The organism is Streptomyces sp. NPDC016640 (genome assembly GCF_043076215.1).
GTDB lineage: Bacteria > Actinomycetota > Actinomycetes > Streptomycetales > Streptomycetaceae > Streptomyces.
The window spans coordinates 22,713-44,885 of sequence record NZ_JBIBRG010000006.1 but is presented as its reverse complement, the minus strand read 5'-3'; the positions used below and the strand labels follow the sequence as shown (position 1 = coordinate 44,885).

20 protein-coding genes and 1 pseudogene are annotated in these 22,173 nt (G+C 71.2%); 13 read left to right on the top strand and 8 right to left on the bottom strand.

The window, feature by feature from the left end:
• The first annotated feature begins 1 nt into the window (after window position 1).
• From ACF07S_RS14190 to ACF07S_RS14170, 5 genes are all read left to right on the top strand, one after another.
• Window positions 2–310, top strand: a complete 309-nt coding sequence (locus ACF07S_RS14190) for a PAAR domain-containing protein (protein ID WP_391962771.1) — start codon at window positions 2–4, stop codon at window positions 308–310.
• On the top strand, window positions 310–732 hold the full coding sequence (locus ACF07S_RS14185) for a GPW/gp25 family protein (protein ID WP_391974269.1): 423 nt from the start codon (window positions 310–312) through the stop codon (window positions 730–732). The genes ACF07S_RS14190 and ACF07S_RS14185 overlap by 1 nt, the downstream gene beginning before the upstream one ends.
• Window positions 732–2,705: a putative baseplate assembly protein gene (locus tag ACF07S_RS14180; protein ID WP_391962773.1), complete on the top strand. Its 1,974-nt coding sequence runs from the start codon at window positions 732–734 to the stop codon at window positions 2,703–2,705. The genes ACF07S_RS14185 and ACF07S_RS14180 overlap by 1 nt, the downstream gene beginning before the upstream one ends.
• Before the next feature lie 37 nt (window positions 2,706–2,742).
• On the top strand, window positions 2,743–3,306 hold the full coding sequence (locus ACF07S_RS14175) for a phage tail protein (RefSeq protein WP_391974268.1): 564 nt from the start codon (window positions 2,743–2,745) through the stop codon (window positions 3,304–3,306).
• Window positions 3,307–3,931: 625 nt separating this feature from the next.
• Window positions 3,932–4,645 carry an NADase-type glycan-binding domain-containing protein gene (locus ACF07S_RS14170; RefSeq protein WP_391974267.1) on the top strand — a complete coding sequence of 238 codons (714 nt, stop codon included), beginning with the start codon at window positions 3,932–3,934 and terminating at the stop codon, window positions 4,643–4,645.
• A 212-nt stretch (window positions 4,646–4,857) separates the two neighbouring features.
• On the opposite strand, the gene ACF07S_RS14165 is transcribed toward ACF07S_RS14170, so the two are convergent.
• Entirely contained in the window at window positions 4,858–5,028 is a 171-nt protein-coding gene (locus ACF07S_RS14165) for a hydrophobic protein (RefSeq protein WP_391963049.1), read from the bottom strand.
• Window positions 5,029–5,166: 138 nt separating this feature from the next.
• Here ACF07S_RS14165 and ACF07S_RS14160 point away from each other — a divergent pair, with 138 nt between their 5' ends.
• On the top strand, window positions 5,167–5,340 hold the full coding sequence (locus ACF07S_RS14160; RefSeq protein WP_391962776.1) for a CsbD family protein: 174 nt from the start codon (window positions 5,167–5,169) through the stop codon (window positions 5,338–5,340).
• A 692-nt stretch (window positions 5,341–6,032) separates the two neighbouring features.
• On the opposite strand, the gene ACF07S_RS14155 is transcribed toward ACF07S_RS14160, so the two are convergent.
• From ACF07S_RS14155 to ACF07S_RS14145, 3 genes and pseudogenes are all read right to left on the bottom strand, one after another.
• Window positions 6,033–6,455 (bottom strand): PIN domain nuclease, encoded by a 423-nt coding sequence (locus ACF07S_RS14155; RefSeq protein ID WP_391974266.1) that lies wholly within the window; start codon window positions 6,453–6,455, stop codon window positions 6,033–6,035.
• Complete coding sequence (locus ACF07S_RS14150; RefSeq protein WP_391974391.1) at window positions 6,452–6,667, bottom strand: type II toxin-antitoxin system VapB family antitoxin; 216 nt, start codon at window positions 6,665–6,667, stop codon at window positions 6,452–6,454. The genes ACF07S_RS14155 and ACF07S_RS14150 overlap by 4 nt, the downstream gene beginning before the upstream one ends.
• A 258-nt stretch (window positions 6,668–6,925) precedes the next feature.
• Window positions 6,926–7,099: pseudogene (locus ACF07S_RS14145) on the bottom strand (Uma2 family endonuclease); the annotation flags it as partial.
• A 195-nt stretch (window positions 7,100–7,294) separates the two neighbouring features.
• On the opposite strand from ACF07S_RS14145, the gene ACF07S_RS14140 reads away from it, so the two are divergent.
• Window positions 7,295–9,331 carry a sigma-70 family RNA polymerase sigma factor gene (locus tag ACF07S_RS14140; protein ID WP_391974265.1) on the top strand — a complete coding sequence of 679 codons (2,037 nt, stop codon included), beginning with the start codon at window positions 7,295–7,297 and terminating at the stop codon, window positions 9,329–9,331.
• Between the two features lie 68 nt (window positions 9,332–9,399).
• On the opposite strand, the gene ACF07S_RS14135 is transcribed toward ACF07S_RS14140, so the two are convergent.
• Window positions 9,400–10,155, bottom strand: coding sequence for a BTAD domain-containing putative transcriptional regulator (locus tag ACF07S_RS14135; protein WP_391962779.1), 756 nt, complete (start codon window positions 10,153–10,155; stop codon window positions 9,400–9,402).
• Between the two features lie 548 nt (window positions 10,156–10,703).
• Between ACF07S_RS14135 and ACF07S_RS14130 the strand changes: the two genes are divergently transcribed.
• The 3 genes from ACF07S_RS14130 (at window position 10,704) to ACF07S_RS14120 (ending at window position 13,414) form a co-directional block, all read left to right on the top strand.
• Window positions 10,704–11,612, top strand: coding sequence for a manganese catalase family protein (locus ACF07S_RS14130; RefSeq protein ID WP_391962780.1), 909 nt, complete (start codon window positions 10,704–10,706; stop codon window positions 11,610–11,612).
• 142 nt (window positions 11,613–11,754) lie between these two features.
• The gene (locus tag ACF07S_RS14125) at window positions 11,755–12,069 is read left to right on the top strand and encodes a hypothetical protein (protein WP_391962781.1); all 315 of its coding nucleotides are present in this window, start codon (window positions 11,755–11,757) and stop codon (window positions 12,067–12,069) included.
• A complete protein-coding gene (locus tag ACF07S_RS14120) occupies window positions 12,062–13,414 on the top strand; it encodes an Nramp family divalent metal transporter (protein WP_391974264.1) in 1,353 nt (450 codons plus the stop codon). The genes ACF07S_RS14125 and ACF07S_RS14120 overlap by 8 nt, the downstream gene beginning before the upstream one ends.
• Window positions 13,415–13,756: 342 nt before the next feature.
• Here the strand turns inward: ACF07S_RS14120 and ACF07S_RS14115 are convergent, their stop codons facing one another.
• On the bottom strand, window positions 13,757–14,590 hold the full coding sequence (locus tag ACF07S_RS14115) for a PIG-L family deacetylase (RefSeq protein WP_391974263.1): 834 nt from the start codon (window positions 14,588–14,590) through the stop codon (window positions 13,757–13,759).
• A gap of 307 nt (window positions 14,591–14,897) precedes the next feature.
• Between ACF07S_RS14115 and ACF07S_RS14110 the strand changes: the two genes are divergently transcribed.
• The 3 genes from ACF07S_RS14110 to ACF07S_RS14100 are packed head-to-tail and all read left to right on the top strand — an operon-like array spanning window position 14,898 to window position 16,116.
• The gene (locus tag ACF07S_RS14110; protein ID WP_391974262.1) at window positions 14,898–15,206 is read left to right on the top strand and encodes a transposase; all 309 of its coding nucleotides are present in this window, start codon (window positions 14,898–14,900) and stop codon (window positions 15,204–15,206) included.
• Entirely contained in the window at window positions 15,203–15,613 is a 411-nt protein-coding gene (locus ACF07S_RS14105; protein ID WP_391974261.1) for an IS3 family transposase, read from the top strand. Before ACF07S_RS14110 ends, ACF07S_RS14105 begins: the two co-directional genes overlap by 4 nt.
• Window positions 15,553–16,116, top strand: a complete 564-nt coding sequence (locus ACF07S_RS14100) for an IS3 family transposase (RefSeq protein WP_391974260.1) — start codon at window positions 15,553–15,555, stop codon at window positions 16,114–16,116. Before ACF07S_RS14105 ends, ACF07S_RS14100 begins: the two co-directional genes overlap by 61 nt.
• A 418-nt stretch (window positions 16,117–16,534) precedes the next feature.
• On the opposite strand, the gene ACF07S_RS14095 is transcribed toward ACF07S_RS14100, so the two are convergent.
• Window positions 16,535–16,816, bottom strand: coding sequence for a hypothetical protein (locus tag ACF07S_RS14095; RefSeq protein ID WP_391974259.1), 282 nt, complete (start codon window positions 16,814–16,816; stop codon window positions 16,535–16,537).
• Window positions 16,809–21,929, bottom strand: coding sequence for a DUF6531 domain-containing protein (locus ACF07S_RS14090; protein WP_391974258.1), 5,121 nt, complete (start codon window positions 21,927–21,929; stop codon window positions 16,809–16,811). The genes ACF07S_RS14095 and ACF07S_RS14090 overlap by 8 nt, the downstream gene beginning before the upstream one ends.
• Window positions 21,930–22,173 lie beyond the last annotated feature (244 nt).

The window sequence follows — 22,173 nt, the reverse complement described above, 5'->3', positions numbered from 1 at the left end:
CATGCCGGCCGCAGCCCGTACCGGTGACCCCACCGACCACGGCGGTGTGATCGCCACCCCGCCGCCCGGCGCCGCCGCGGCCGTGGCCCGCGTGCTGATCGGCGGCCGCCCCGCCGCCGTCACGGGCAGCCTGCACACCTGCCCGATGCCACCGCACGCGGCCACGGGCCCGGCCAACGTGATCCTGCCCAACCCGGCCGCGGCCACGGTCCTGATCGGCGGGTTACCGGCCGCGCGGGCGCGCGACCGGACCGCGTGCGGCGCGATGATCCTGACCGGCGCCCCGAACGTCCTGATCGGGGGCGTGTGATGAGCGAGCGGTTCATCGGGCGCGGCTGGGCGTTTCCGATGCGGGTCGGGCCGACCGGCGGGATCGCCATGGTCGAACGGGAGCGGGAGATCGAGGAGGCGATCCGCCTGGTGCTCGGCACCGCGCCCGGCGAGCGCCCCATGCGCCCCGAGTTCGGCTGCGGCATCCACGACCACGTCTTCGCCCCCGGCGACGGCGCCACCTCCGGACGCATCGCGCAGCAGGTGCGCGAGGCCCTCGAGAGGTGGGAGCCGCGCGTCGCGGTGGACGACGTGGTGGTCGCCTTCGACGCCGTCGAGGACGGCACCCTCTACATCGACGTGCACTACACCGTGCGCTCCACCAACGACCGGCGCAACCTGGTCTTTCCCTTCTACACGATCCCCTCCGAGGAGGGGACCGAGGATGCGGTCGCGGACTGATGGCCCTGCCCTCCCCGAACCTGGACGACCGGCGGTTCCAGCAACTCGTCGACGAGGCGAAGCGGTACGTGCAGCAGCGCGCCCCGGAGTGGACCGACCACAACGTCTCCGACCCGGGCGTCACCCTGATCGAGACGTTCGCGTATCTCGTGGACCAGCTGCTGTACCGGCTGAACCGGGTCCCGGACAAGAACTACACCGCGTTCCTCGACCTGCTGGGCATCCGCCTCTTCCCGCCGGCCGCGGCCGTGGCCGAGGTCGACTTCTGGCTGTCGGCGCCGCAGCCCGACACGGTGGAGCTGCCCGCGGGCACCGAGGTGACCACCGCGCGCGGTGAGACCGACGAGGCCGTGGTGTTCGCGACCACGGCCCCCCTGCGCATCCTGCCCAGCGAGCTGACGCGCCTGGTGACCGCGTACCGGACCGGTGAGCAGACCGACCGGACCGGGGCGCTCGCCGAAGGCCGCGACATCCCCTGCTTCCAGGCGGCGCCGGAGCCGGACGACGCGCTGCTGTTCGGCCTGCCGACGGCGGTGCCCGGCTGCATCGTCGCGGTGCGCCTGGACAGCCGGGTGGAGGGCGTCGGCGTGGACCCGCGTCAGCCCCCGCTCGTGTGGGAGGCGTGGGACGGCGGCGGCTGGCGGGTGTGCGAGACCGGCCCGGACACCACCGGCGGGCTGAACCGTCCCGGCGAGGTCATCGTGTACGTACCGGCCGGGCACACGGCGTCGGTGATCGGCGGGACGCGCGCCGGCTGGCTGCGCTGCCGCGTCACCGGGGCGGAGCCGGGCCAGCCGTTCTACTCGGAGTCCCCGACGGTGCGCGAGGCGGCGGTGTTCACCGTGGGCGGCACCACGTCCGTGGAGCACGCCGAGACCGTGACCGACGTACCGCTCGGCACCTCCGAGGGCGTCGCGGGACAGACGTTCCGGCTCGGCCGCCCGCCCGTCCTCCTCGACGGCGAGCCCCCCGTGGTGGAGGTGTCCTCGGCCGAGGGATGGCAGCGCTGGGACGTGGTCGAGCACTTCGGCCGCTCCGGCCCCGAGGACCGGCACGTCCGGGTGGACGCCACCACCGGGGAGTTCGACTTCCCCCCGGTGCTGCGCGAGCCGGACGGCACGCTGCGGCAGTGCGGTGCCGTCCCGCCCAAGGGCGCACAGGTGCGGGTGGCCCGCTACCGCACCGGCGGCGGCCCGGCGGGCAGCGTCGCCCGCGGCGCGATCTCCGTGCTGCGCAGCTCCGTTCCGTACGTCGCCCGGGTCACCAACCGGGAGGCGGCGCGCGGGGGCGTCGCCGGGGAGACCGTCGAGAACGCCAAGCTGCGGGCCCCGCAGGCGCTGCGGATGCAGGAGCGCGCGGTGACCGCCGAGGACTACGAGATCATCAGCCGCCGGGCGGCGCCCTCGGTCCGCCGGGTCCGCTGTCTGCCCGCCGCGGACGGCGGGGGCGCGGTACGGGTCCTGGTGGTGCCGGACGCGGTGGCCGACGAGGGCGACGACCGGCTCCGCTTCGAGCAGCTGATCCCCTCGGACCAGGTCCTCGAAGCGATCACCGCGAGCCTCGACGAGCGGCGTCTGATCGGCACCCGCGTGGTGGTGGAGCCGCCGGTCTACCAGGGCGTCACCGTGGTGGCCCGGCTCGTGGCGGCGCCGGGTGACACCGACGCGGTGCGCGAGGCGGCGCTCGACGCGCTGTTCCGGCACCTCAACCCGCTGCACGGTGGTCCGGACGGCGTCGGGTGGCCGTTCGGGCGGCCGGTGCAGTACGGGGAGGTGTTCGGCGTGCTGCAGCACGCCACCGGCAACGCGCTCGTGGAGGAGATCCGCCTCTTCCCCGCCGACCCGATCACCGGCCGGCGCGGCGCGCCCACGGACCGCGTCGACGTGGACCCGGGCGCGCTGGTCTTCTCCTACCAGCACCAGGTGGTCGTCACCGCGACCGGGCCGGGAACCGGGGGAGGGGTACGGGGATGAGCACCGCCGACACCGCCGTGGAACCGGAGGCACGACGATGAGCCGCGCCGCCGTACCCGGCCTGCCGAGCAGGTACCCGATCGGCGGACAGCTGCCCGCCCTCTACGCCGACGACGACTTCGCGCAGCGGTTCACCGCCGGCCTCGACACCGTCCTCGCCCCCGTGTTCGCGACCCTGGACAACCTGGCCGCCTACCTCGACCCCCGGGTGGCCCCGACCGATTTCCTGGCCTGGCTGGCGTCGTGGGTGGGCGCCGCCGACGACCCGCAGTGGCCGGTGGAACTGCGCCGCGACGCGGTCGTCCGCGCGGTGGAGCTGCACCGGTGGCGGGGCACCGGACGCGGCCTGGTCGAGGCCCTGCGGCTCGCGCTCGGCGTGCACGCCGAGGTGACCGGGGACGGGGGCGCGGTGTGGTCGGGCACCCCCGGCGCCGGCCTGCCGCCGGAGTCCCCCACCGGACCCCTGGTCCGGGTGTGGCCCGGCCGCGAGGCACGGGTCGATCCGGACAGGGTGCACGAGATCGTCCGGGCCATGTGCCCGGCGCACACCGCCTGCCGGGTGGAGATCCTGCCCGGCCCGCCCGCCGACGAAGGGAGGTGACGCCGTGCGCGCGTGTCCCTCGTGCGGGGCGTCCAACGGCCCCACGGACGACTTCTGCGGCAACTGCGGCGCGTACCTCGGCTGGTCGGACACGAGACCCGGCCCGAGCACGCCCGCGGAACCCCCGGCCGCACCGGATCCGGCCCCGGAGCCCTCCCCGGCGGACGGGTCCGCGCCCGCCGCGCCTCCCCGCACCGCGTCGTCGCGGACCCGGCCGGGGAGCCGGAACCGCGGGGAGGCGGGTGCCACGACCACCGCGGGATCGCCCTCCGGCGACGGCGGGGAGCCCGGCACCGGCACCGGCCGGGAGGGGGCCGTGAGCGTTCCGCACCAGCCCGGACCTGACGGCGCCCGCACCGGGCGTCCCACTCCCGCTCCCACTCCCGCTCCCGCACACCGCCCGGCCACCGGCGACGGCGAGGCCCCCCGCCCCGGAACAGCTCCCCCCACCACGACACGGGGGCCCTCCGGGTCCGGCGGCGCCGCGTCCGGAACGGGGGCACGGCCACCGGGGGTCCCGGCGGCACCGCCGGCCCCCACCCCCGACGCGCCGGCGCCGGACCCGGTGCTGCCCGTACGGCCCGCGAAGCCGGTGGCCCCGCGTCCCGTCGTACGACCGGCGGCGGTGCCGGACGAGGGGGCGGGCGTGCCCTGCCCCGCCTGCGGTGCGCTCAACTCGCCGGGCCGCCGGTTCTGCCGGCGCTGCGCGACCGCGCTGAACCCCGCCCCCAGGCCCGCTCCGCTGCCGTGGTGGCGGACCGTGTGGCCGCTGCGCCGCCGGGTACGGGCCGGCTCGGGCCGGGCGGTGCGCCTCCTGGTGATCCTGGCCGTGCTGGCGGCTCTGGGCGCGGGCGGCCTCCTGCTGCTGCCCGCCGGACGGGCCCTGGTCGAGGACACCCGGGACAAGATGAGCAAGGCGAAGCCGGTGACCCCCGTGGCCGTCGAGGCGAGTGCCGAGGTACCGCGGCATCCGGCGACGAACACCACGGACGGGCTGAGCAATCGCTACTGGGGCGCGCCGGCGCCCGGCGCCTCGGTGACCTACACTTTCCGCAAACCGTTCCGGCTGGTCGATCTGATCATCACCAACGGTGCGTCCACGTCTCCGGACCACTACGCCCGCCAGGCACGCGCGCTCCACCTGGAGATGGAGGTGACGACGCGGGACGGCGAACGGCGCCGCAAGGAACTCACCCTCAGTGACAAGCCGGGCCCGCAGACGTTTCCCACCGGCATCAGCGACGTGCGGACGGTCCGCCTGGTCCTGCGCTCGGCCGCCGGCCTGACCGGGGGCCGTCACCTGGCCTTGGCGGAGGTGGAGTTCTTCGCACGCAGCTGACCCGGCCCCTCCCCGCCGGCCCTTCCTCGCCGGTCCCTCCCCGCAGGCTCCGCCCCGCCGGCGGCCGCCCGCCGGTGCACCCGGAGCCGCTCGGGATCCCCTCGGCCGGTCCCGTCCGCCGGGCGCGGCGTTCCGGTGTCCCCCGCGTGAGCGCAGGGCCCGGCCACCGAAGTGGCCGGGCCCTGCGAGGGGTGGAGCGACTCAGGAACGCGTCACCACCGGTACCAGCGGCCGCGGCCACCGCCGGCCGAGGTGGAACGCATGACGAAGCCGAGCAGCCAGAGCACCAGGACGGCGATGGCGACCCACCAGAGGATCTTCACGGCGAATCCCGCGCCGAAGAGGATCAGCGCGAGGAGCAGGACCAGCAACAGGGGAACCATAGTCATCAACCTCCTGCGCCACCGTTTGCCCGGCGCCGGCGCCGTCATTCGCCGGCGACGCCTTGTTTGTGAAGGAAAGGTGGGGGCACGCGGACTTCACCGCGACAGCGGCGAGGACACGACGAGGAGGCGTATTCCATGAGTTCCGGTGAGAAGGCCAAGGCGAAGGCCGAGCAGGTCCAGGGAAAGGCCGAGAAGGCTGTGGGAAGCGCCGTCGGGAACGATCGCATGGCCGCCGAGGGGCAGGCCAAGAAGAGCACGGGAGACGCCCGCGAGGCCAAGGAGAAGGGCAAGGACGTCTTCAAGCCCTGACGCCGCCCTGGCACACGAGGAAGGGGCTGTCCCGGGATGAGCCGGGACGGCCCCTCTTTCACGTCTTTCACGCGCTCGCGAGATCACCGGGAATTCCCCGCCCGCCGGCCGCTCGGGGCGGCTTGGGCGGCCCGGGGGGGGGTGCTGTCCGGGCGTCACCGGCATCGCCGCCCACCCTTTCCGGGACGACTTCCGCGGCCTGGCCGGCCGGGCACGGCCGCCGTCGCTTCCAGTTGAGGTCCCCCCGAGACGCGGTGGTGCGTATCCGGCGCACTTCCGGCACGCGGTCACCGATCACCGCGCACGACGACAACGCCCAGGTTCCCGGCCTGGGTCTTCTTCGTGGAGCGGGTGACGAGAACCGAACTCGCGCTCTCCGCTGGGGAAGCGACGGCGCTCGCACGGGCTTCATGGCTTTGACCTGAGTCGATGCCTGCTCGCTGGGGCGGCCGACGCGTCGGACCGCACCGCTGCTGACCGTTGTCGCGCTCGTACGGGCACGCTATGGGCACGAACGCGGTCGCCGGTGGGCAGAGCACACGCGCGGGCGGACATCGCGTCCGCCTGGGGCCGGTCGTGGATCCGGCCGGGGAGCCCTACGCGTACGCGCCGGTTCCCGGCCGGAACTCGTGGGCCACCGCAGGGCCGACGGCCGCTGGTTCCACGGAACAGCCGGTGCCCGACCTCTTGGTTCATTTGCCGGCTTCGGGTCCGTACCACTGGAGCGCCTGGCCGGTGACGGCGGCGATGCACTCGAAGTCCCGGTCGCGGTGCAGGAGGGTCAGTCCCTGCGCCTCGGCCGTGGCGGCCACCACGAGGTCGACGGCTCCGGCACTGCGGTGCTGTCCACGCTGGGTGAGGACCTCCTGAACCTGCCAGGCACGGTCGTAGGCGCGGTCGTCGACCGGCACCCAGCCGAAGAGCAGGCGCAGGTCTTCGATGCCTCGTGCACGGTCGGTGGCGGAACGCGCGCTGTAGAAAAACTCCAACTCGGTGATGGGGCAGGTGGCGATCAGCCCGGCTGCCGCCGCCCGGTCCCATCCGTACTGCTCGGCGTCGCCGCGCAGCATGCGAGCGAGCGCGCTGGTGTCGATCAGGAACTGTGCGGCGTTCACTGCCGGTAGTTCCCCTTGTCCTCGAGGAGATCGAGATCGAAGGCGCCCTCGGCCGCCGCCGCCCGCAGGCGGGTGAGGGCAAGAGCACGCCGCCGGATCTCCAACACCTCACGCAGTGCGGTGTTCACCGTCTCCTTCTTGGTGCCGGTGCCGAGGGCCTTGGCCACCTCGGCGACCAGCTGATCATCAAGATCGATCACCGTGCGAGTCATCGAATGCACCTCCGCGTGTATAAAGAGTGATATCAAGTGTATACGAGTTCGTCGCGCCTGGTGGAGGGATGGGGTCGGGCGTCGGAGCTCCGGTTCCGGCGTCCCGGGAGACGCAGCGCCGGCCGAGGTGGAAGTACCCGCGCGGACGGGGAAAGCCCTCGGCGACGAGGAAGGCCCGGATCTCCGACCGGGCTTTCTTCGTGGAGCGGGTGACGAGAACCGAACTCGCGCTCCTAGCTGGGGAAGTGACGGCGCTCGGGCGTTCGCCAGGAGCCGGGCCAGCCGGTTGTGCCGCTTGGACGCGCCGGGGCCCACGGCGACCGTTCCGTCCACGATCTCGATGCCGGTGCACTGCTCCTCGGACCAAGACCCGTATTCCTCCGCCGTGATCTGCTCGTGCATCCACGCCGGGGGCCCCATCTCGGCAGTCATGACATGCCTCCCGGACACTGTGCGGAGGCACCGACCGCAGGCCGTGGGAGCGATCGGGTCCGTGCCACGCGGTTTTCGTTGTCGTACCGGTCCGCCGACGTCTCCTGTACCGGGGCCGGGCGTCGATCGCCCGGTCCCCGTCAGGCTCTTGAGGGCAGGAGGCCCGGGAGCACGAGACAAGGGAGAAGAAGGTCCATGGGTGCACAGCACGGGCACGACCTCGACGGCGCCCTGGTGTCCGCCGCCCGCGCCGGCGATCCGGGAGCGGTGGAAGGACTGGTCTCACGGTCACTGCCGCTCGTCTACAACCTCGTCGGCCGTGCTCTGGACGGGCATCAGGACGTGGACGACGTCGTGCAGGAGACGCTGCTGCGGGTGGTGCGCGGACTGAACGGGCTGGAGGATCCTTCGGCGTACCGGGCGTGGATGGTGGCCATCACAGTGCGGCAGATACGGGATTGGATGAGGGACCGCCGGCGGGACCGGCAGAAGCACGAGCCGATGGACCGCGTCGCCCAGGTGCCCGACCCGGCGTCCGACTTCGCGTCCCTGACGATCCTCCGGCTCCAGCTGGACGACGACCGCCGCGAGGTCGTGGAGGCCACTCGCTGGCTGGACGACGGAAGCAGGGAACTGCTGTCCCTGTGGTGGCTGGAGGAGACCGGGCAGCTGGGCCGGGCCGAGGTGTGCGCGGCGCTGGGGCTGTCCGGCCGGCACACGGCGGTGCGGATACAGCGGCTCAAGGAACAACTCGACGTGGGCAGGACCGTCGTGCGGGCACTGGAGGCCCAGCCGCCCTGCCCGGGCCTCGAGGAGCTGACCGCGACCTGGGACACACACCCGAGCCCACTGTGGCGCAAGCGGATCGCCCGGCACCTGCGCGGCTGTCACCGGTGCGAGGACCGACACGGTCGCGCGGTGCCGGTGGCACGGCTGCTCGTGGGTCTTCCGCTGCTCGTGCCGCCGGCCGACCTGCACCGGGCCGTGTCGGCGGCGGTCGCGTCGGACGTGCACCGGACGGCACCGGACCCCTCGGCCGTCGAGCCGGGAGCCGGAGACCCGCATGCCGCCCCGGCGCAACACCCGTACGCCGGCGGAGCCCCGGAAACGCCCGCGGCCGGGCGGGCGGCGACCACGCCCGGCGGGCGCGGCGGCACCCGCCCGGCCGGGCGCTCCGGACACCGGCGCCGTGCGAAGGGACACCGGCCGCACGGCCGGACGGTCGCCGCGGCGCTCGCGACCGCCGTGGTGGTCCTCGGCGCCTGGGTCCTGCTGCCCTCGCGGGACAGCGGCGCTCCGGCACCGGCCGCCGCTCCCCGGCCCGCGTCCCCGAGCGCCTCGCCGACCACGGCCCCCGCCCCGCCCAGCGGTGCCGGGACCACCGCGTCCACGAAGCGGAGCGCGCGACCGTCCTCCCCGGTCACCACCGCCCCCGGCCCGTCCCCGTCCCGGCGCCGGCAGACGGCCGCGGAGCCCGCGACCACGTCACCGGTGGTCACCACCGACCGCAAGGGCGTCGGTGTCTGGTCCTTCCCCGGGGCGTCCCAGGCGCTGGAGCAGTCCGGCGCGGGCTGGTACTACACCTGGTCCACCGGGCACCCGGGCACGGTCTCCGGCGACGCGGACTTCGTACCCATGATCTGGGGGGCGGACAGCGTCACCCCGCAGGCCCTGGCGGAAGCGAAGGCGGCCGGCCCCCACCTGCTGGGCTTCAACGAACCCGACTTCGACTCCCAGGCGAACATGTCCGTCGAGCAGGCCCTCGACCTGTGGCCGCGGCTGGAATCGACCGGCAGCATTCTCGGCAGCCCCGCCGTCGCCTACGGCGGCGACCAACCGGACGGCTGGCTCGACCGCTTCATGAAGGGGGCCGAACAGCGGGGCCACCGCGTCGACTTCATCGCCCTGCACTGGTACGGCGCCGACTTCCGCACCGAGGCGGCCGTGCAGCAGCTGCGCGGCTACCTGGACGCCGTCCACGAGCGCTACGGCAAGCCGATCTGGCTGACCGAGTTCGCCCTCATCGACTTCTCCCAGGGCACCCGCTACCCGACGGACGAGGAGCAGGCCGCCTTCCTGGCCTCGGCGACGAAGATGCTCGCCGGGCTGCCCTACCTCCAGCGGTACGCCTGGTTCGGGCTCGGCACCGACGAACCGGGTCCCGGCACCACGCTGTTCCGCGGCGGTTCCACGATGACCCCGCAGGGCAGGGCGTTCCGCTCGGCACCGTGAGCGCGCGGAACCCCCGGTCCGGCCGGCCACCCCACGTTCCGGGCGGACGGCCGCTCGGAACGCCAGGACTACCGGGCGTCCACCGGCCTGCCCAGGTACGGGGCGACGAGATGGCGGTAGCCCGCGGAGGGGGACAGACCCAGTTCCCCGCGCAGCCGCCGCCGGAAGGAGTCGAAGTGCCGCAGCGCCTCCGCGGTGTTTCCCTCGCTCAGGTGCACGGCGGTGACCTCCCGGTGCGCGCTCTCCCGCAGGGGCTCGGCCTCCACGGCCGTCATGGCGTAGATCAGGGCCTCGCACATACGGCCGTCGCGGCGATGACGGCGGCTGACGGCTTCGAGCGCGTGCAGCCTGGTCTGGTGGAAGTGCTCGCGGGCGTCCAGGAGCCAGTCGTCGCACCACGCCGGCAACAGGTCCTCGCGCAACTGCGCGGGGATCTCCGGACCGGGAGTGTCGTCATGGGTCCCGCTGGCGAGGCCGACGGCGTAGCGTGTCGCCGCCTGCAGGTCGATGTCCACGTGTTCGGCGAGGGACAGGCGACCGGAGTCGAGGTCCGTCACCAGTTGCTGGTCGCTGCGCCGGGACAGCCGCCACAGCGCCGAGCGCAGCCCGGCGGCGGCGCGGGCCCGCGGCAGGTCGGGCCAGAGCAGCTCGGCGGCCTGCTCACGACTGCCGCCCTGCCGGTGCAGGGCGAGGTAGACCAGCAGTCTCTGCGCCGTCGGCGGCATGTAGACCGCCCGTCCGTCGACATGGAGGGTGAAGCAGCCGAGCAGCCGCAGGGCGGCGCACGACGACCGCACGGGTGGGGTGTCCGGGTCCGGATCCATCGCTTGCACCGGAAATCGAGTGGCGGGCGCCGGAACGGCCGTCTGGCTCACCGAGGCCCTCCGGTGGGCCAGGGGCGTCGGGCGGGCCGTCCGTGCCGGTCGTGGCACGAGGCTGCGCTTCCAACCTCCGGACTTCCCAGGTAACCGGTGAGGGTTCCGCCAAACGACTTCCCTCCCCCGGCCCCGGCCCCTCCCCCTCCCCCGGTCCCGGCCCCGGTCCCGGCGCCGGACGCGGTGCGTGCGCCCCCGCGCTTTGCGCGCTCCCGCGTCACCCCGGCGTCACCGGAGCCGCTCCACCGCACCACGGGGCGCCGAGCCCGGCCCGGACGGTCGCGGAGCGTGACCCGGGCGGTCATGGAAGAACCTGTTCCGCCCCTGGGCCCCCTCCTCACGGCTGCTCGCCACGGACCTCGCCCCGGGCCCCGGTACGCCGGCGGAGACGGAGCGGTGACAGGCCGCGCCTAGCGTCATCGACGCGATCCGGCGACCGGACCCCGCCCTCCGGCGGGGCACGCTCGCACCGCGAACGACTCACACGAGGAGCGGCGATGTACACCCACACACAGCGCCTGCAGTTCGAGGCCGCACCGGAGAAGCCCGACCCCATCTACGCGCACAAGCTCCAGGAGCTGGTCGGCGGTGCGTACGGCGAGATGTCCGTGATGATGCAGTACCTGTTCCAGGGCTGGAACTGCCGCATGGAGGGCAAGTACAAAGACCTCATCATGGACATCGCCACCGAGGAGATCGGCCACGTCGAGATGCTGGCCACCATGGTCGCCCGGCTCCTCGAAGGCGCACCGGCCACCGCCACCGCCAAGATGGCCACCAGTGATCCCGCGGTCGGCGCCGTCCTCGGCGGCATGGACCCGCAGCAGGTGATCATCGCCGGCGGTGCGGCCCTGCCCGCCGACAGCAACGGTTACCCCTGGAACGGCCGTTACGCCGTCGCCAGCGGCAACCTGCTGGCCGACTTCTACGCCAACGTGGCCGCCGAGGCGCAGAGCCGGCTGCAGACCGCCCGCCTCTACCGCATGACCGACGACCCCGGTGTCAAGGACATGCTGAAGTTCAACCTTGCCCGGGACACCGTCCACCAGAACCAGTGGCTGGCCGCGATCGAGCAGCTCCGGGAGGACGGACTGGAGGGCGTCGTCGTCCCCGGCGGACTGGAGGAGGAGGAGTACCGCCAGCACGCGCAGGAGCTGTGGCACCTCTCGGACGGCACGGAGTCCGGCGCCGGCCTGTGGGCCACCGGGCCCGCACCCGACGGAGAGCACGAACTGTCCGTGCTGACCAGTCCCCAGCCGCTCGGCGGCAAGGGCATGGCACCTCCGCCGGACCCCCGGCTGTACTCCACCTACGACGGCAGCCGCGGTGAACCGAAGGGACCCGTCCTGGGCACCGAGACCGGCGTCAAGGGAAAGATCAAGGACGCGCTCAGCCCCGACGAGTGACGGCCGGCCCCCGCAGGGACGCCCGTCCCCTCCACGGCGCGGTGGCCGACCCCGGCCGCCGCGCCCGCCTCCTCCCCGCACACACGGTGGCCGCCCACCCCGGCCGCCGTGCCCGCCCTCCCTCCGTTGCGGAGCAGCGATCATGGCCCCCACCGTTCCCGCCGCCCCCCGTCCCGTACCGCATCAGCCGGGCCGCCGCGCTCCGGGCCGACCCGCCCTGAGCCGTTCCGTCCTGAGCCGTTCCGTCCTGACGGCCCTGTACCTCGCCGCCGCCCTGACCGGCCTGGCTCTCGGGACGGACACAGCGGTGACCCTCACCTCGTTCGGCCTGCTCGCCGTGGTCGTCTGGCGCATCACCGCTCTGCACCGGTCCGCCGGCGGCGCCGCCCACCGGCTACACGGCCCCGCCGACCCCGCGCACTCCGACGGCACGGGGAAGACCGGACGTCATGCTTGACCCGCGCACCTACCGCGACGTTCCCGTAGCCGCCTTGCGTCCACCCGCGGACACGGCCGAGGCCCCCGCACCCCCGCCCGCCGCCGGGCCGGAACGCGCGCCGGAGGGAGCGCCGGACCCCGGGGCCCGGGCGGGACGACGGTCCGGGCTCCGTGCCGCGGCCGCCATGCTCGGCCCCTCGCTCGTCGTGTCGGTCGCCTACATGGATCCCGGCAACTTCGCCACGAACATGACCGCGGGCAGCCGGTACGGGCCGATGCTCCTGTGGGTCATCGCCCTCGCCAACATCATGGCCGTCTTCGTCCAGTACCTCGCGTGCAAACTGGGCGTCGCCACCGGTCAGGACCTGCCCCGGCTGTGCCGGGAGCGCGCCCCCCGTCCGGTCACCTACGGCCTGTGGGCACAGGCCGAGCTCGTCGCCATGGCGACCGACCTCGCCGAGTTCGTCGGAGGAGCCGTCGCGCTGCACCTGCTGTTCGGCATGCCCTTGTTGCCCGCGGCCTTCGTCGTGGCGGGCGTCTCCCTCCTGCTGCTCACGCTCGCCCCGGAGGGACGCCGCCGGTTCGAGATCGTCACGGCCGCTCTGCTGCTGGCGATCCTGGCCGGCTTCGCCTACCAGGCCGTCGTGGCCGGCTCCTGGAGCGAGGCCATGACGGGGATGCGGCCCCGCCTCGAAGGCACCGAGAGCCTGCTGCTGACCACCGGCATCATCGGTGCCACCGTCATGCCGCACGTGATCTACCTGCACTCCTCCCTCAGCCGCGTGCCTTCCACGGAGCCCCTCGCGCGCAGAGTCCGCGAGCTGCGCGCCCATCGCACGGCGATCGTCCTCGCCCTCGGACTGGCCGGACTGGTGAACGCCGCCATGCTCGTCCTCGCGGCGAACACCCTGCACGGAAGCGGACCGGTCGAGGAGACACTCGACGGATTCCACCAGGGGCTGGGCCGGGTGCTCGGCCCCGGAGCGGCCCTGGCCTTCGCGCTCGCGCTGCTGGCCTCGGGACTCGCCTCGGCCGGTGTGGGCACCTTCGCGGGACAGGTCATCATGCGCGGGTTCCTGCGCCGGCAGGTTCCCCTGACCCTGCGCCGGCTGATCACCATGGCACCGCCCCTGGCCGTACTCGCCCTGGGGGCCGACCCGACCCAGGCCCTGGTCCTCAGCCAGGTGGTCCTGTCCTTCGGCATCCCCTTCGCGTTGGTGCCTCTGCTGTTGTTCACCGCCCGGCGGGCGGTCATGGGTCCCCTGGTGAACAAGCGGACGACCACGCTCGCCGCGGTCGTCGTCTGCGCCGTCGTCGCCGGTCTGAATCTCTTCCTCGTCGGCCGGGCACTGCTGGGGCCATGAGCCGTCCTGTCGCCGATGACGGCGATGGCCGCGCACGCGGCGGCGAAGAGCAGGAGCGCTCCGGTGAGCGCCCGGCGGTTGCCCCACCGGTTCGCCGCCCGGGGCGCTGTGAGAAGGAGGTCCAGGTCTCACGACGTTCGAAGTGTCCGCGCGAAGTCACGACGACCGTGTAGTTCGGCGAGGAGCCGTACGGGCGCTGCTCGTCGCCGAGGTCACGTGTGACAGCTCGGTCACCGAGATTGACCGCGCCGGAAAGTTCGCGACGAACGGCGACTCCGTGTGTCCCGCTCGATCGCGCCGTGCGGCCGATGAGCTTTCCCGGCCACCGGTCGGACAGGTGGATCAGCGCAGTCCGGCGAAGAGATCGTTCTCGGGTACGGCGGCGCCGGTGACGTCCTTGACACGTACGAAGGTCTCCGTGCCCATCAGCTCACCGAACTTCTCCTTGCCCATCTTGAGGAAGAAGATGTTCTCGCCCTGACTGGCGTGCGCGGCCAGCGCGTCGAACTTCTGACCGCTGAACGCGGTGGTGTCCACCCACGTGGTGATCTCATCGTCGGGGAGGCCGATCTCGGCCATCGCGGCGGCCTCGGCAGGATCCGGCTCCGGCATGTCCGGATGAAACTCGCGCATGATCTCGCCGAACCGCTGCATCCCCGAGCGGGGCATCGTGGTCCAGTACACCTTCGGTGTCAGCGTGGTCATCTCCAGCGCCGCCATCGTGATGCGGTGGGCCTGGATGTGGTCGGGGTGACCGTAGAAGCCGTTCTCGTCGTAGGTGACGACCACATCGGGTCGGTAGTGCCGCATGAGTTCCGCAAGCCGGGCGGCCCCTTCCTCGACGGGGGTCTGCCAGAAGGATCCGGGGGCGTCGTTGCTCGGCCAGCCCATCATCCCGGAATCGGCGTAGTCCAGCATCTCCAGCTCGCTGACCTTCAGGACGTCACAGCTCGCCTCCAGTTCTTGACGGCGCATCAAGGCGACGGCCGCCGGGTCATGCCCGGGATCGCCCGGCTTGACACCCCCCGGTCCGTCACCGCAACCGCCGTCGGTACACGTCACGAGAACCGTGCGGATGCCTTCCGCCGCGTACTGCGCGAGGACCCCTCCGGTTCCGGTGGCCTCGTCGTCGGGGTGGGCGTGTACTGCCATGAGCGTCAAGGGCCGGTCAGTCATGGAACAGTCCTCCTGCAGAGATACGTCTTGGTCCAAGTGGCGCGGCGGGCGTACCGCGATCCCGGGGCCCGGATCCTGGTGGGGCGGACGACCTTGTGGTCTCCGCGCCCCCCGCCCGCGCGGCGCCGGTCCCCGGTCGATGCAACAGCGCCGCCCGGACCGGTTGTTCCCAACACGGCCGCTTGGCCCACACGTCGGCGTTCCCACGCGAACGGGAGACAGACACGCCCCGCACATTGAGGTTCCCCCGAGATGCGGAGGGTGGTGACAGGGGGTCGGACAGGACTCACAGAGAGGAGCCCTGCTGATGCCTGCCCCGAGGAAGTACCCGCTGGAGCTGCGTGAGCGTGCGGTACGGATGTACCGCGCGTCGGAGCCGAAGCCCGCCATCCGCCGCATGGCTGAGGAACTCGGCGTGCACCACGAGGCCCTGCGCGGCTGGATCCGCCAGGCCGAGGCCGACGCCGGCGAACGCGACGACCTGCTCACCAGCGACGAACGCACCGAGTGGACCGCGCTGCGCAAGAAGAACACCCAGCTCAAACGGTCGAACGAGATCCTGCGGACGGCCTCGGCTTTTTTCGCGGCACAGCTCGACCCGACCCGGCCCAGGTGACGGCGCTCTTCGACGAGCACCCTCACCTGGAGGTCGAGCCCACCCTCCGGGAACTGCACATCCCCTCCTCCACCTACTACCGCTGGCGCCAGGCGGAGAAGGAGCCGTGCGAACGGCGCCGCCGGGACACCGAGCTGACCGGACAGATCCAGCAGATCCACACCGCCTCCGACGGCATCTACGGCTCACCCCGCGTGCATGCCGTCCTGAAAAGGGAAAGCGTCCACGTCGGCCGCAAACGAGTCGAACGGCTCATGCGCGAAGCCGGCTTCGCCGGGATCAGCCCTCGCCGAACGGGCAAGGGCTTCACCCTCCGCGACCGGGACGCCGAACTCGCCCCGACCTCGTGCAACGCGACCTCACCGCCGACAGACCGAACCGGCTGTGGGTCACCGACCTCACCATGATCCCCACAGGTGAGGGACCCTTGTGGCTGTCGGCGATCAGAGACGCGTTCTCCCGCCGGGTGGTGGCCTGGGAGACTGCTGCCCACGCGGACGCCGACCTCGTACTGACCACCCTCGAGTACGCCCTCGCCTCCCGGGAGGCCGAACTCGGCCAGCTGATTCACCATGCGGACCACGGCTGTCAGCACACGTCCGTGAAGCTGACAACACGTCTGGCGTGGGCAGGAGTTGAGGCATCCATGGGATCCGTCGGGGACTCGTACGACAATGCCCTCGCGGAGAACCTCTGGATGCTCATCAAAACTGAGGGTCTCCGCGGCCGCACCTTCGCCACCTGGGCCGAGGCGAACCTCGCGCTCTTCGAGTACATCGAGGGGTTCTACAACAGCCGACGCATCCAGAAACACCTCGGCTACCTCAGCCCCGTCGAGTTCGAAGAGCAGCACTACGCCGAGCGGGCAACGGCCGAACGAACGAACCTGAAACCCCGCCAACCTGCCTGACCAGCTGATCAGCCCCTCCCAAGCAACGGGGGAACCTCAGTCGGCCGCGTTCCCGAACCTGTGGGCGAGACAGTCACACCCAGGAGTGGACGGACTGGACCCGACACCCGTGCCCACGCGACACTTTGACAACAGGGCCTCCTGCTCCTCGCTGGACTCGACAACCGCGAGCTGCTAAGAGGCCCTTCTCCTATGCATTCGCGCCGCAAGAATCACCCGGACCAGGTCCCTGCTCGAACCCTACCGACCACCGGAGCGGATAGAGAACAGCCAGTAAGCATGCGGACTTCGAAGCGGGCCACCGCCAGAGCACTGTACGGTGGCCCGCATGTCGTGACTGGCCTGCGCTGCCGAATGAAGGCAACCTCTCTGGCCATACCTGATCAGCCGGACAGATAGAAGAAGAGAAACTCCCCTCCTATTTCTCTCCAGCCCGCCTCAACCGCTCAGAAAGCGGGATCTGGCCGGGTGGTCTGAAGATGAATTTATCCTTCTGCTCATCGAAGGAATCAAGATGGCCGCTGATTCGATCGCCAACCTGATAATTGTCCCCATCATCAACATACAGGGCGTCGATGAGACCAACGCGGGACAATCCCAGATTCACGATCACTCCCCAGCGGAAGACCGCCTCGACTTCACCCTCGATCGTCTTTCCTATGAGGAGTGCCTCGATTTCAGTGAGCCTTTCACTATTCATTGTCCACCAGCCTTCTCGGGTACTGGTTGAGCTTATCAAACGCCGTGTTTGGAATGGCTACCTCCACGCGAGGAACGCCGTTATGTGATCCTATGTAATCGCTGAAATATCGATCGAAATCAGCTTTCGGTATTATAACTTCGATGACGCCACCGTCATACCCTCCGCGACCGGCGTAGTCGAGTGCGATTGTCTTCCCTTCTTCGGACAGGCCGAAGTATGCTCGCCCATCTGGATACCCATTTCCGGACCCCGGGAAGTCGCTCTCCTGGAATCCTTCTTTGAGAATCCTATCGGTCATTCCGATGCCAGGAGCCTTGTAAAGGGGTACATCGGCGGAGCCTTCCGGTAGCCCTTCGGCTCTCAGGATGGAGGTTTCCGGTTCGTACGCCTGTCGCCGCCACCCTGTGAGGCCGCCGATGCCGACGAGGGCTACTTGTTGGGTGAGTTCTTCGGCGGTTTCGGCGTACAGGTCGGCGAGGGCGTCGCAGCCCTGCTGACGGAGCATGTACTCGGCGCGGTAGAGGCGGTAGGCGGGGCGCACGGGGAGGTACTTGTCGACGAAGGCGCCGGCGCCGCCGTTCTCTCCGGTGAAGGCGTCGTGTGCGTCCCCGAGGAACACGAAGGGCGACTTGACCACATCGACGAAGGCGTCACCGAAGATGCCCGCTGCCTCGCCGAGGCTGTCGACCCGGCCGTTGTCGGGGTCGTCGGGGGTCAGGCCGCTGGGGTCGGTCAGGAGGGTGGGGACGTTGTCGGCGTAGGCGTAGGGCGAGAGGTACGGCGTCGTCCGGGCGCGGGTGGCCGGGTCGGGCCGGGTGAAGCGGCCGGTGGTGGTGTCGTACTGGCGGGCGTGGAGGTCGAGGTTGCCGGTGGTGGTCTCGTAGCGGGCGCCGGTGTAGGAGAGGGGACTGGCGGGGGCGCCGCCGGTGGTGGTGCCCAGGACCCGGGTGCCGAACGGGTCGTAGGCCCAGCGCTGGTAGAGGGTGCCGGTGCCGTTGGTGACGTCGACCGGGGAGCCCTGGGTGTCGTGGTGGTAGTAGAAGAGCGCACCTGCGCCGGTCTTGGCGGAAGTGGGCTGGCCGAGGGGGTCATAGCGGAAGGACTGCTTGATGGCCCAGGCGCTGTCGTATTCGGTGGCCAGGACCGGCAGTGGGGCGTTGGGGTCCCACTGGGTGCGGTGGGTGACCGCGCCGTCCTTGAGGGTGGCGACCTGGTTGCCGCCGGCGTCGTGGTCGTAGGTGTAGCTCGTGCCTGCGACGGTGGCGGCGGAGATCTGTCCGGCCAGGTCGTAGGTGTAGGTGTCGGCGCCCTTCTTGGTCTGGTTGCCTTCGGCGTCGTAGTCGTAGGCGGTGGTCGTGGTGCCGGTGGTGGTGGAGGTGAGCTGGTCGGCGGCGTCGTAGGCGTAGCTGGTGGAGGTGGTGCCGAGGGTGGAGGTGAGGCGGTTGCCGACCTTGTCGTAGGTGTAAGACGTGGTGCGGCTCGCGGCGCAGCCGGCGGCCCAGGGCTGGGGGAAGCAGCCGGAGGTGAGGCGGCCTGCGGTGTCGTAGGTGAGGTCGTAGCCGGTCGTGCCGACGTTGGCGCGGGTGATGTCGACGTGGGTGGGCAGGCCCGCCGGGGAGAGGGTATGCGCGGTCTTGGTGACCGTGGTGCCGGCTTTGGTGGAGGTGACGGCGGTGAGGCGGCCGGCCCGGTCGTGGGTGCGGTCCTCGGTCTCGGTGTTGGGCAGCGCGGACCTGGTGAGATTTCCGGCCGGGTCCCAGGTGTAGGTGGTGGTCTTGCCGTCGGCCAGCATCGTGGCGGTGCGGCCGTCGTTGTCGTAGGTGTAGGTGATCGTGTTGCCGTCGGAGTACTTGCGGGTGAGCATCTGCCCGGCGGCATCGTAGGTGTAGGCGAAACCGCGCGTCTTGGTGAGGTTTCCGACCGCGTCGTAGACGAAGTCCTCGGAGATCTTGGAGTTGGCGCGGGCGGTCAGCTGTCCGGCATCGTTGTAGCCGAACGTCGCATCCGGGGTGGTGTCCGAGTGGTCGACCTTGGTGAGCAGGCCGCGCGGATCGTAGGTGTAGGTGGTGGAGCCGCGGGGCGTGCTCTTCTTGGCGAGGTTGCCGTCGGCGTCGTAGGCGTAGGTGGTCTCCCGCTTCAGCGGGTCGGTGGCCGAGGTGAGGCGGCGGGCCGCGTCGTAGCCGTACGTGGTGACGTGGCCGTTGGCGTCGGTGCGCTCGGTGACGTTGCCGGCCGTGTCGTGGCCGTAGGTGGTGACCGCGCCGTCGGGAGCGGTGACCTCGGTCAGCCGGTCCAGCTTGTCGTAGCCGTAGGCGGTGGCGCGCTTGTCGGCGTCCGTCTGCTTGACGACGTTGTTCATGGCGTCGTAGGCGGTGGTGGTCACACCGCCGAGCGGGTCGGTGACCGTGGTGGGGTTGCCGGCCGGGTCGTAGCCGTACGTGGTCGTGTACTGGGCGGGGTCTGCGCCGGTGGCGTTGCCGCGCGGGTCGACCGCGGTGGCCCGGCGGCCGTCGCCGTCGTAGGTCCAGCTCTCCTTGTGGCCGAGCGGGGAGGTGCGGCTGAGCAGGTTGCCGTCGGCGTCGTAGGCGTAGGTGGTGGTCTTGCCCAGCTGATTGGTGCTGCTGGTCAGCCGGTCGTTCTTGTCGTGGACGGAGGTGACCGTCTCGCCCGCGGCGTCGGTGATCTTGGTGACGTTGTCGTTGGCGTCGTAGGTGTAGCCGGTGGTGTGGCCCAGCGGGTCGGTGACCACCAGCGGACGGTTGATCGCGTCGTAGGTCGTGGTGGTCGACGCACCAGTCGGACCGGTGACCTTCGTCCGGTTACCGGCCGCGTCGTAGGCGTAGCTCGTGGTGTAGGCGGCCGGGTCGGCGCCGGAGATGTTTCCCCGTGGCGAGACGCTGCTGAGCAGGCGGCCCATCTTGTCGTAGGCGTAGGTGGTCTTGCCGCCGGTCGCGTCGGTCTCGGAGGCCAGACGTCCGCTCGCGTCGTAGGTGCGGGTGACGGAGTCGCCGGACGGGTCGGTGGTCCGGGTCAGGTGCCCGGCGTCGTCGTAGGCGAACGTGGTGGTGTCGCCCGCCGGGTTCTTGGCGGATGTCAGCTGCTCGGCGCCGTTGTACTCGTAGGTCGTGGTGCGGCCCAGAGGGTCGGTGGCCGAGCTGAGCAGCCCGCGGCCGTCGTAGGCGTAGCTCGTGGTGTGGTCGGCCGGGTCGGCGCCGGAGACGTTGCCGCGCGGGTCCGTCTTCGTCAGGATCCGGCCGGCCCTGTCGTAGGTGAACGTCGTCTTCTCACCCAGCGGTGTGGTGACCGACGTCCGGTTGCCGGCCGCGTCGTAGCCGTAGGTGGTGACCTTCCCGCGCGGGGTCGTCACGGTCTCCAGCGAACCGAGCGCGGTGTATGTGTAGGCGGTCTTGCCGCCCAACGGGTCGGTGGTCGACGTCAGCTGGTTCGACGTGTTGTAGGTGTAGGTCGTCCTGTTCTTACGGCCGTCGGTGTGGCTGGTGATGTTGCCCGCGCTGTCGTAGGTCCAGCTCTCCGCGTAGCCGAGCGCGGAGGGTGCGCTGCGGGTGAGCATCCGCCCGGCGCTGTCGTACGTCATCTCGGTGGTGTTGCCGCGCTGGTCGGTGATGGCGACGGGCCGCAGATGACGGTCGTAGTCATAGGCGATGCTCTTGCCGTACGGGTCGATCGTCTCCATCAGGACGTTGCCGGCGTACACGTCGGTCCACACGCCGCCGTCCGGTGCTGTGGTGTGCGACTCGCTCTTGCCGTCCCAGGTGAACGTGGTGGTCTTGCCGTTCTGGTCGGTCTGGGACTTGATGCGGCCCGAGGTGTCGTAGACATTGGCGACCTTGCCACCCGCCGGGTCGGTGTAGGAGGACAGCCGCTTGTTCGCGTCGTACGCGTACGACGACGTCCTGCCGGCCGGGTCGGTCACCGAGGTCAGCAGACCGCCGGTGTAGCCGTACGACACCGACGTACCGTCGGGCAGGCCCACCTTGGACAGCAGTCCGTCGGTGCCGGGCGTGAACGTGGTGGTGCGGCCGGCGGCGTCCTTGACGGAGGCGAGAACGCCGGACGCGTACGTCAGGCTCAGTCCCTTGCCCGCCTTGTCGACCACGGAGGTGAGCCGGCCGCTGCTGTCGAAGGTCCGCTTGGTGTGGTCCGGCGTGGTGATCGTGTAAGTGCTCGTGCCCTTGACCAGTCTGGCCGCCGAACCTGCGGGTGCGGCGTATGTGCCGTCAGCGTTCTGCGTGAACACGAACGACGCCCCGTCACCCGTCCGGTACGTCACCTTCCCCGTCGCGAGCGTCAGCTTCGCGTCGAACGGTGTCGCCCAGCCGCGCCCCAGCAGACCGACGGCGCTCGAGTCGGAGCGGTAGGTACGCTCCAGAGTCAGCGGCACACCAGGGCTCACCAGAGAGGCGTCGATGAGCTGTTCGAAGAACATGCCGGTGGCCGTGTTGACCGGGTCGGCGCGGTGCGCTTGCGCGTAGCAGGTGCAGATGCCCGCCTGCGCGCCGGGGATCACCGGGGTGTAGAACGCTTCCACCAGCGGTGAAGTGGTACCGCCCGGACTCGACGTCCCGTCGGCGCTGTTGAGGAAGACCCAGGCGTAGTACTTCTTGCCGTCCTCGAGGATTCCGCCCAGCGCGCTGCCGGCCCACCAGAAACACTGGTCGGTGGGGTATGAGTTGCTCGCCCACCAGTCGTAGCACCAGGCCCCGGTGTCCGGGGTGTCGCCGCTGGGATCGTCCGTGGACTTCTGGATCTCCTGCTGGACGACGGGGGAACCCCCTTCGTCCATGACGTACAGCCACATCCCGGTGTACGAGTCTCCGCGCTTGGGCAGCTTCACCTGCCCACCGATCGACAGCATCCCGGGATACGCGGTGGCCCAGGACGACACCCATGTCGGGTTCTCGGCCGTCGCCGCGAGGGGCTGCAAAGCCACCCTTGACTCGGCGGCGGGCCCGCGTTCGACGCGGGTTTTGTCCGGTCGGCTGTGAGGTTTGCCCTCGGGCTTCTTCTCCGGCGCGTTCATGTAGTCGCGCATCGGCGACAGTTCATGCCGGTCCTTGGCGACCTGCTTGCGGCGCTCGGCCAGCGTCATGGCCCTGGGCGGCTTGGGCAGGTCCGCTGCTGTCCGGGCCTTGGCCGTGGTAACGGCTGCCGAGGTTGTGGAGAGCGGACGCTCCCGGGGCGACGCCCATGACGGGGCGATCCCCGCTATTGCCAGCAGAGCCAGGGCCAGAACGACCGTGACGAGTCTTCGCGCTTGTGTGCGCACAGTGCATCACCTGTGGGGCAGAAGTGAACGAGAGCTGCGGTGATCTTGATCAGCCAGGCACCCGGAT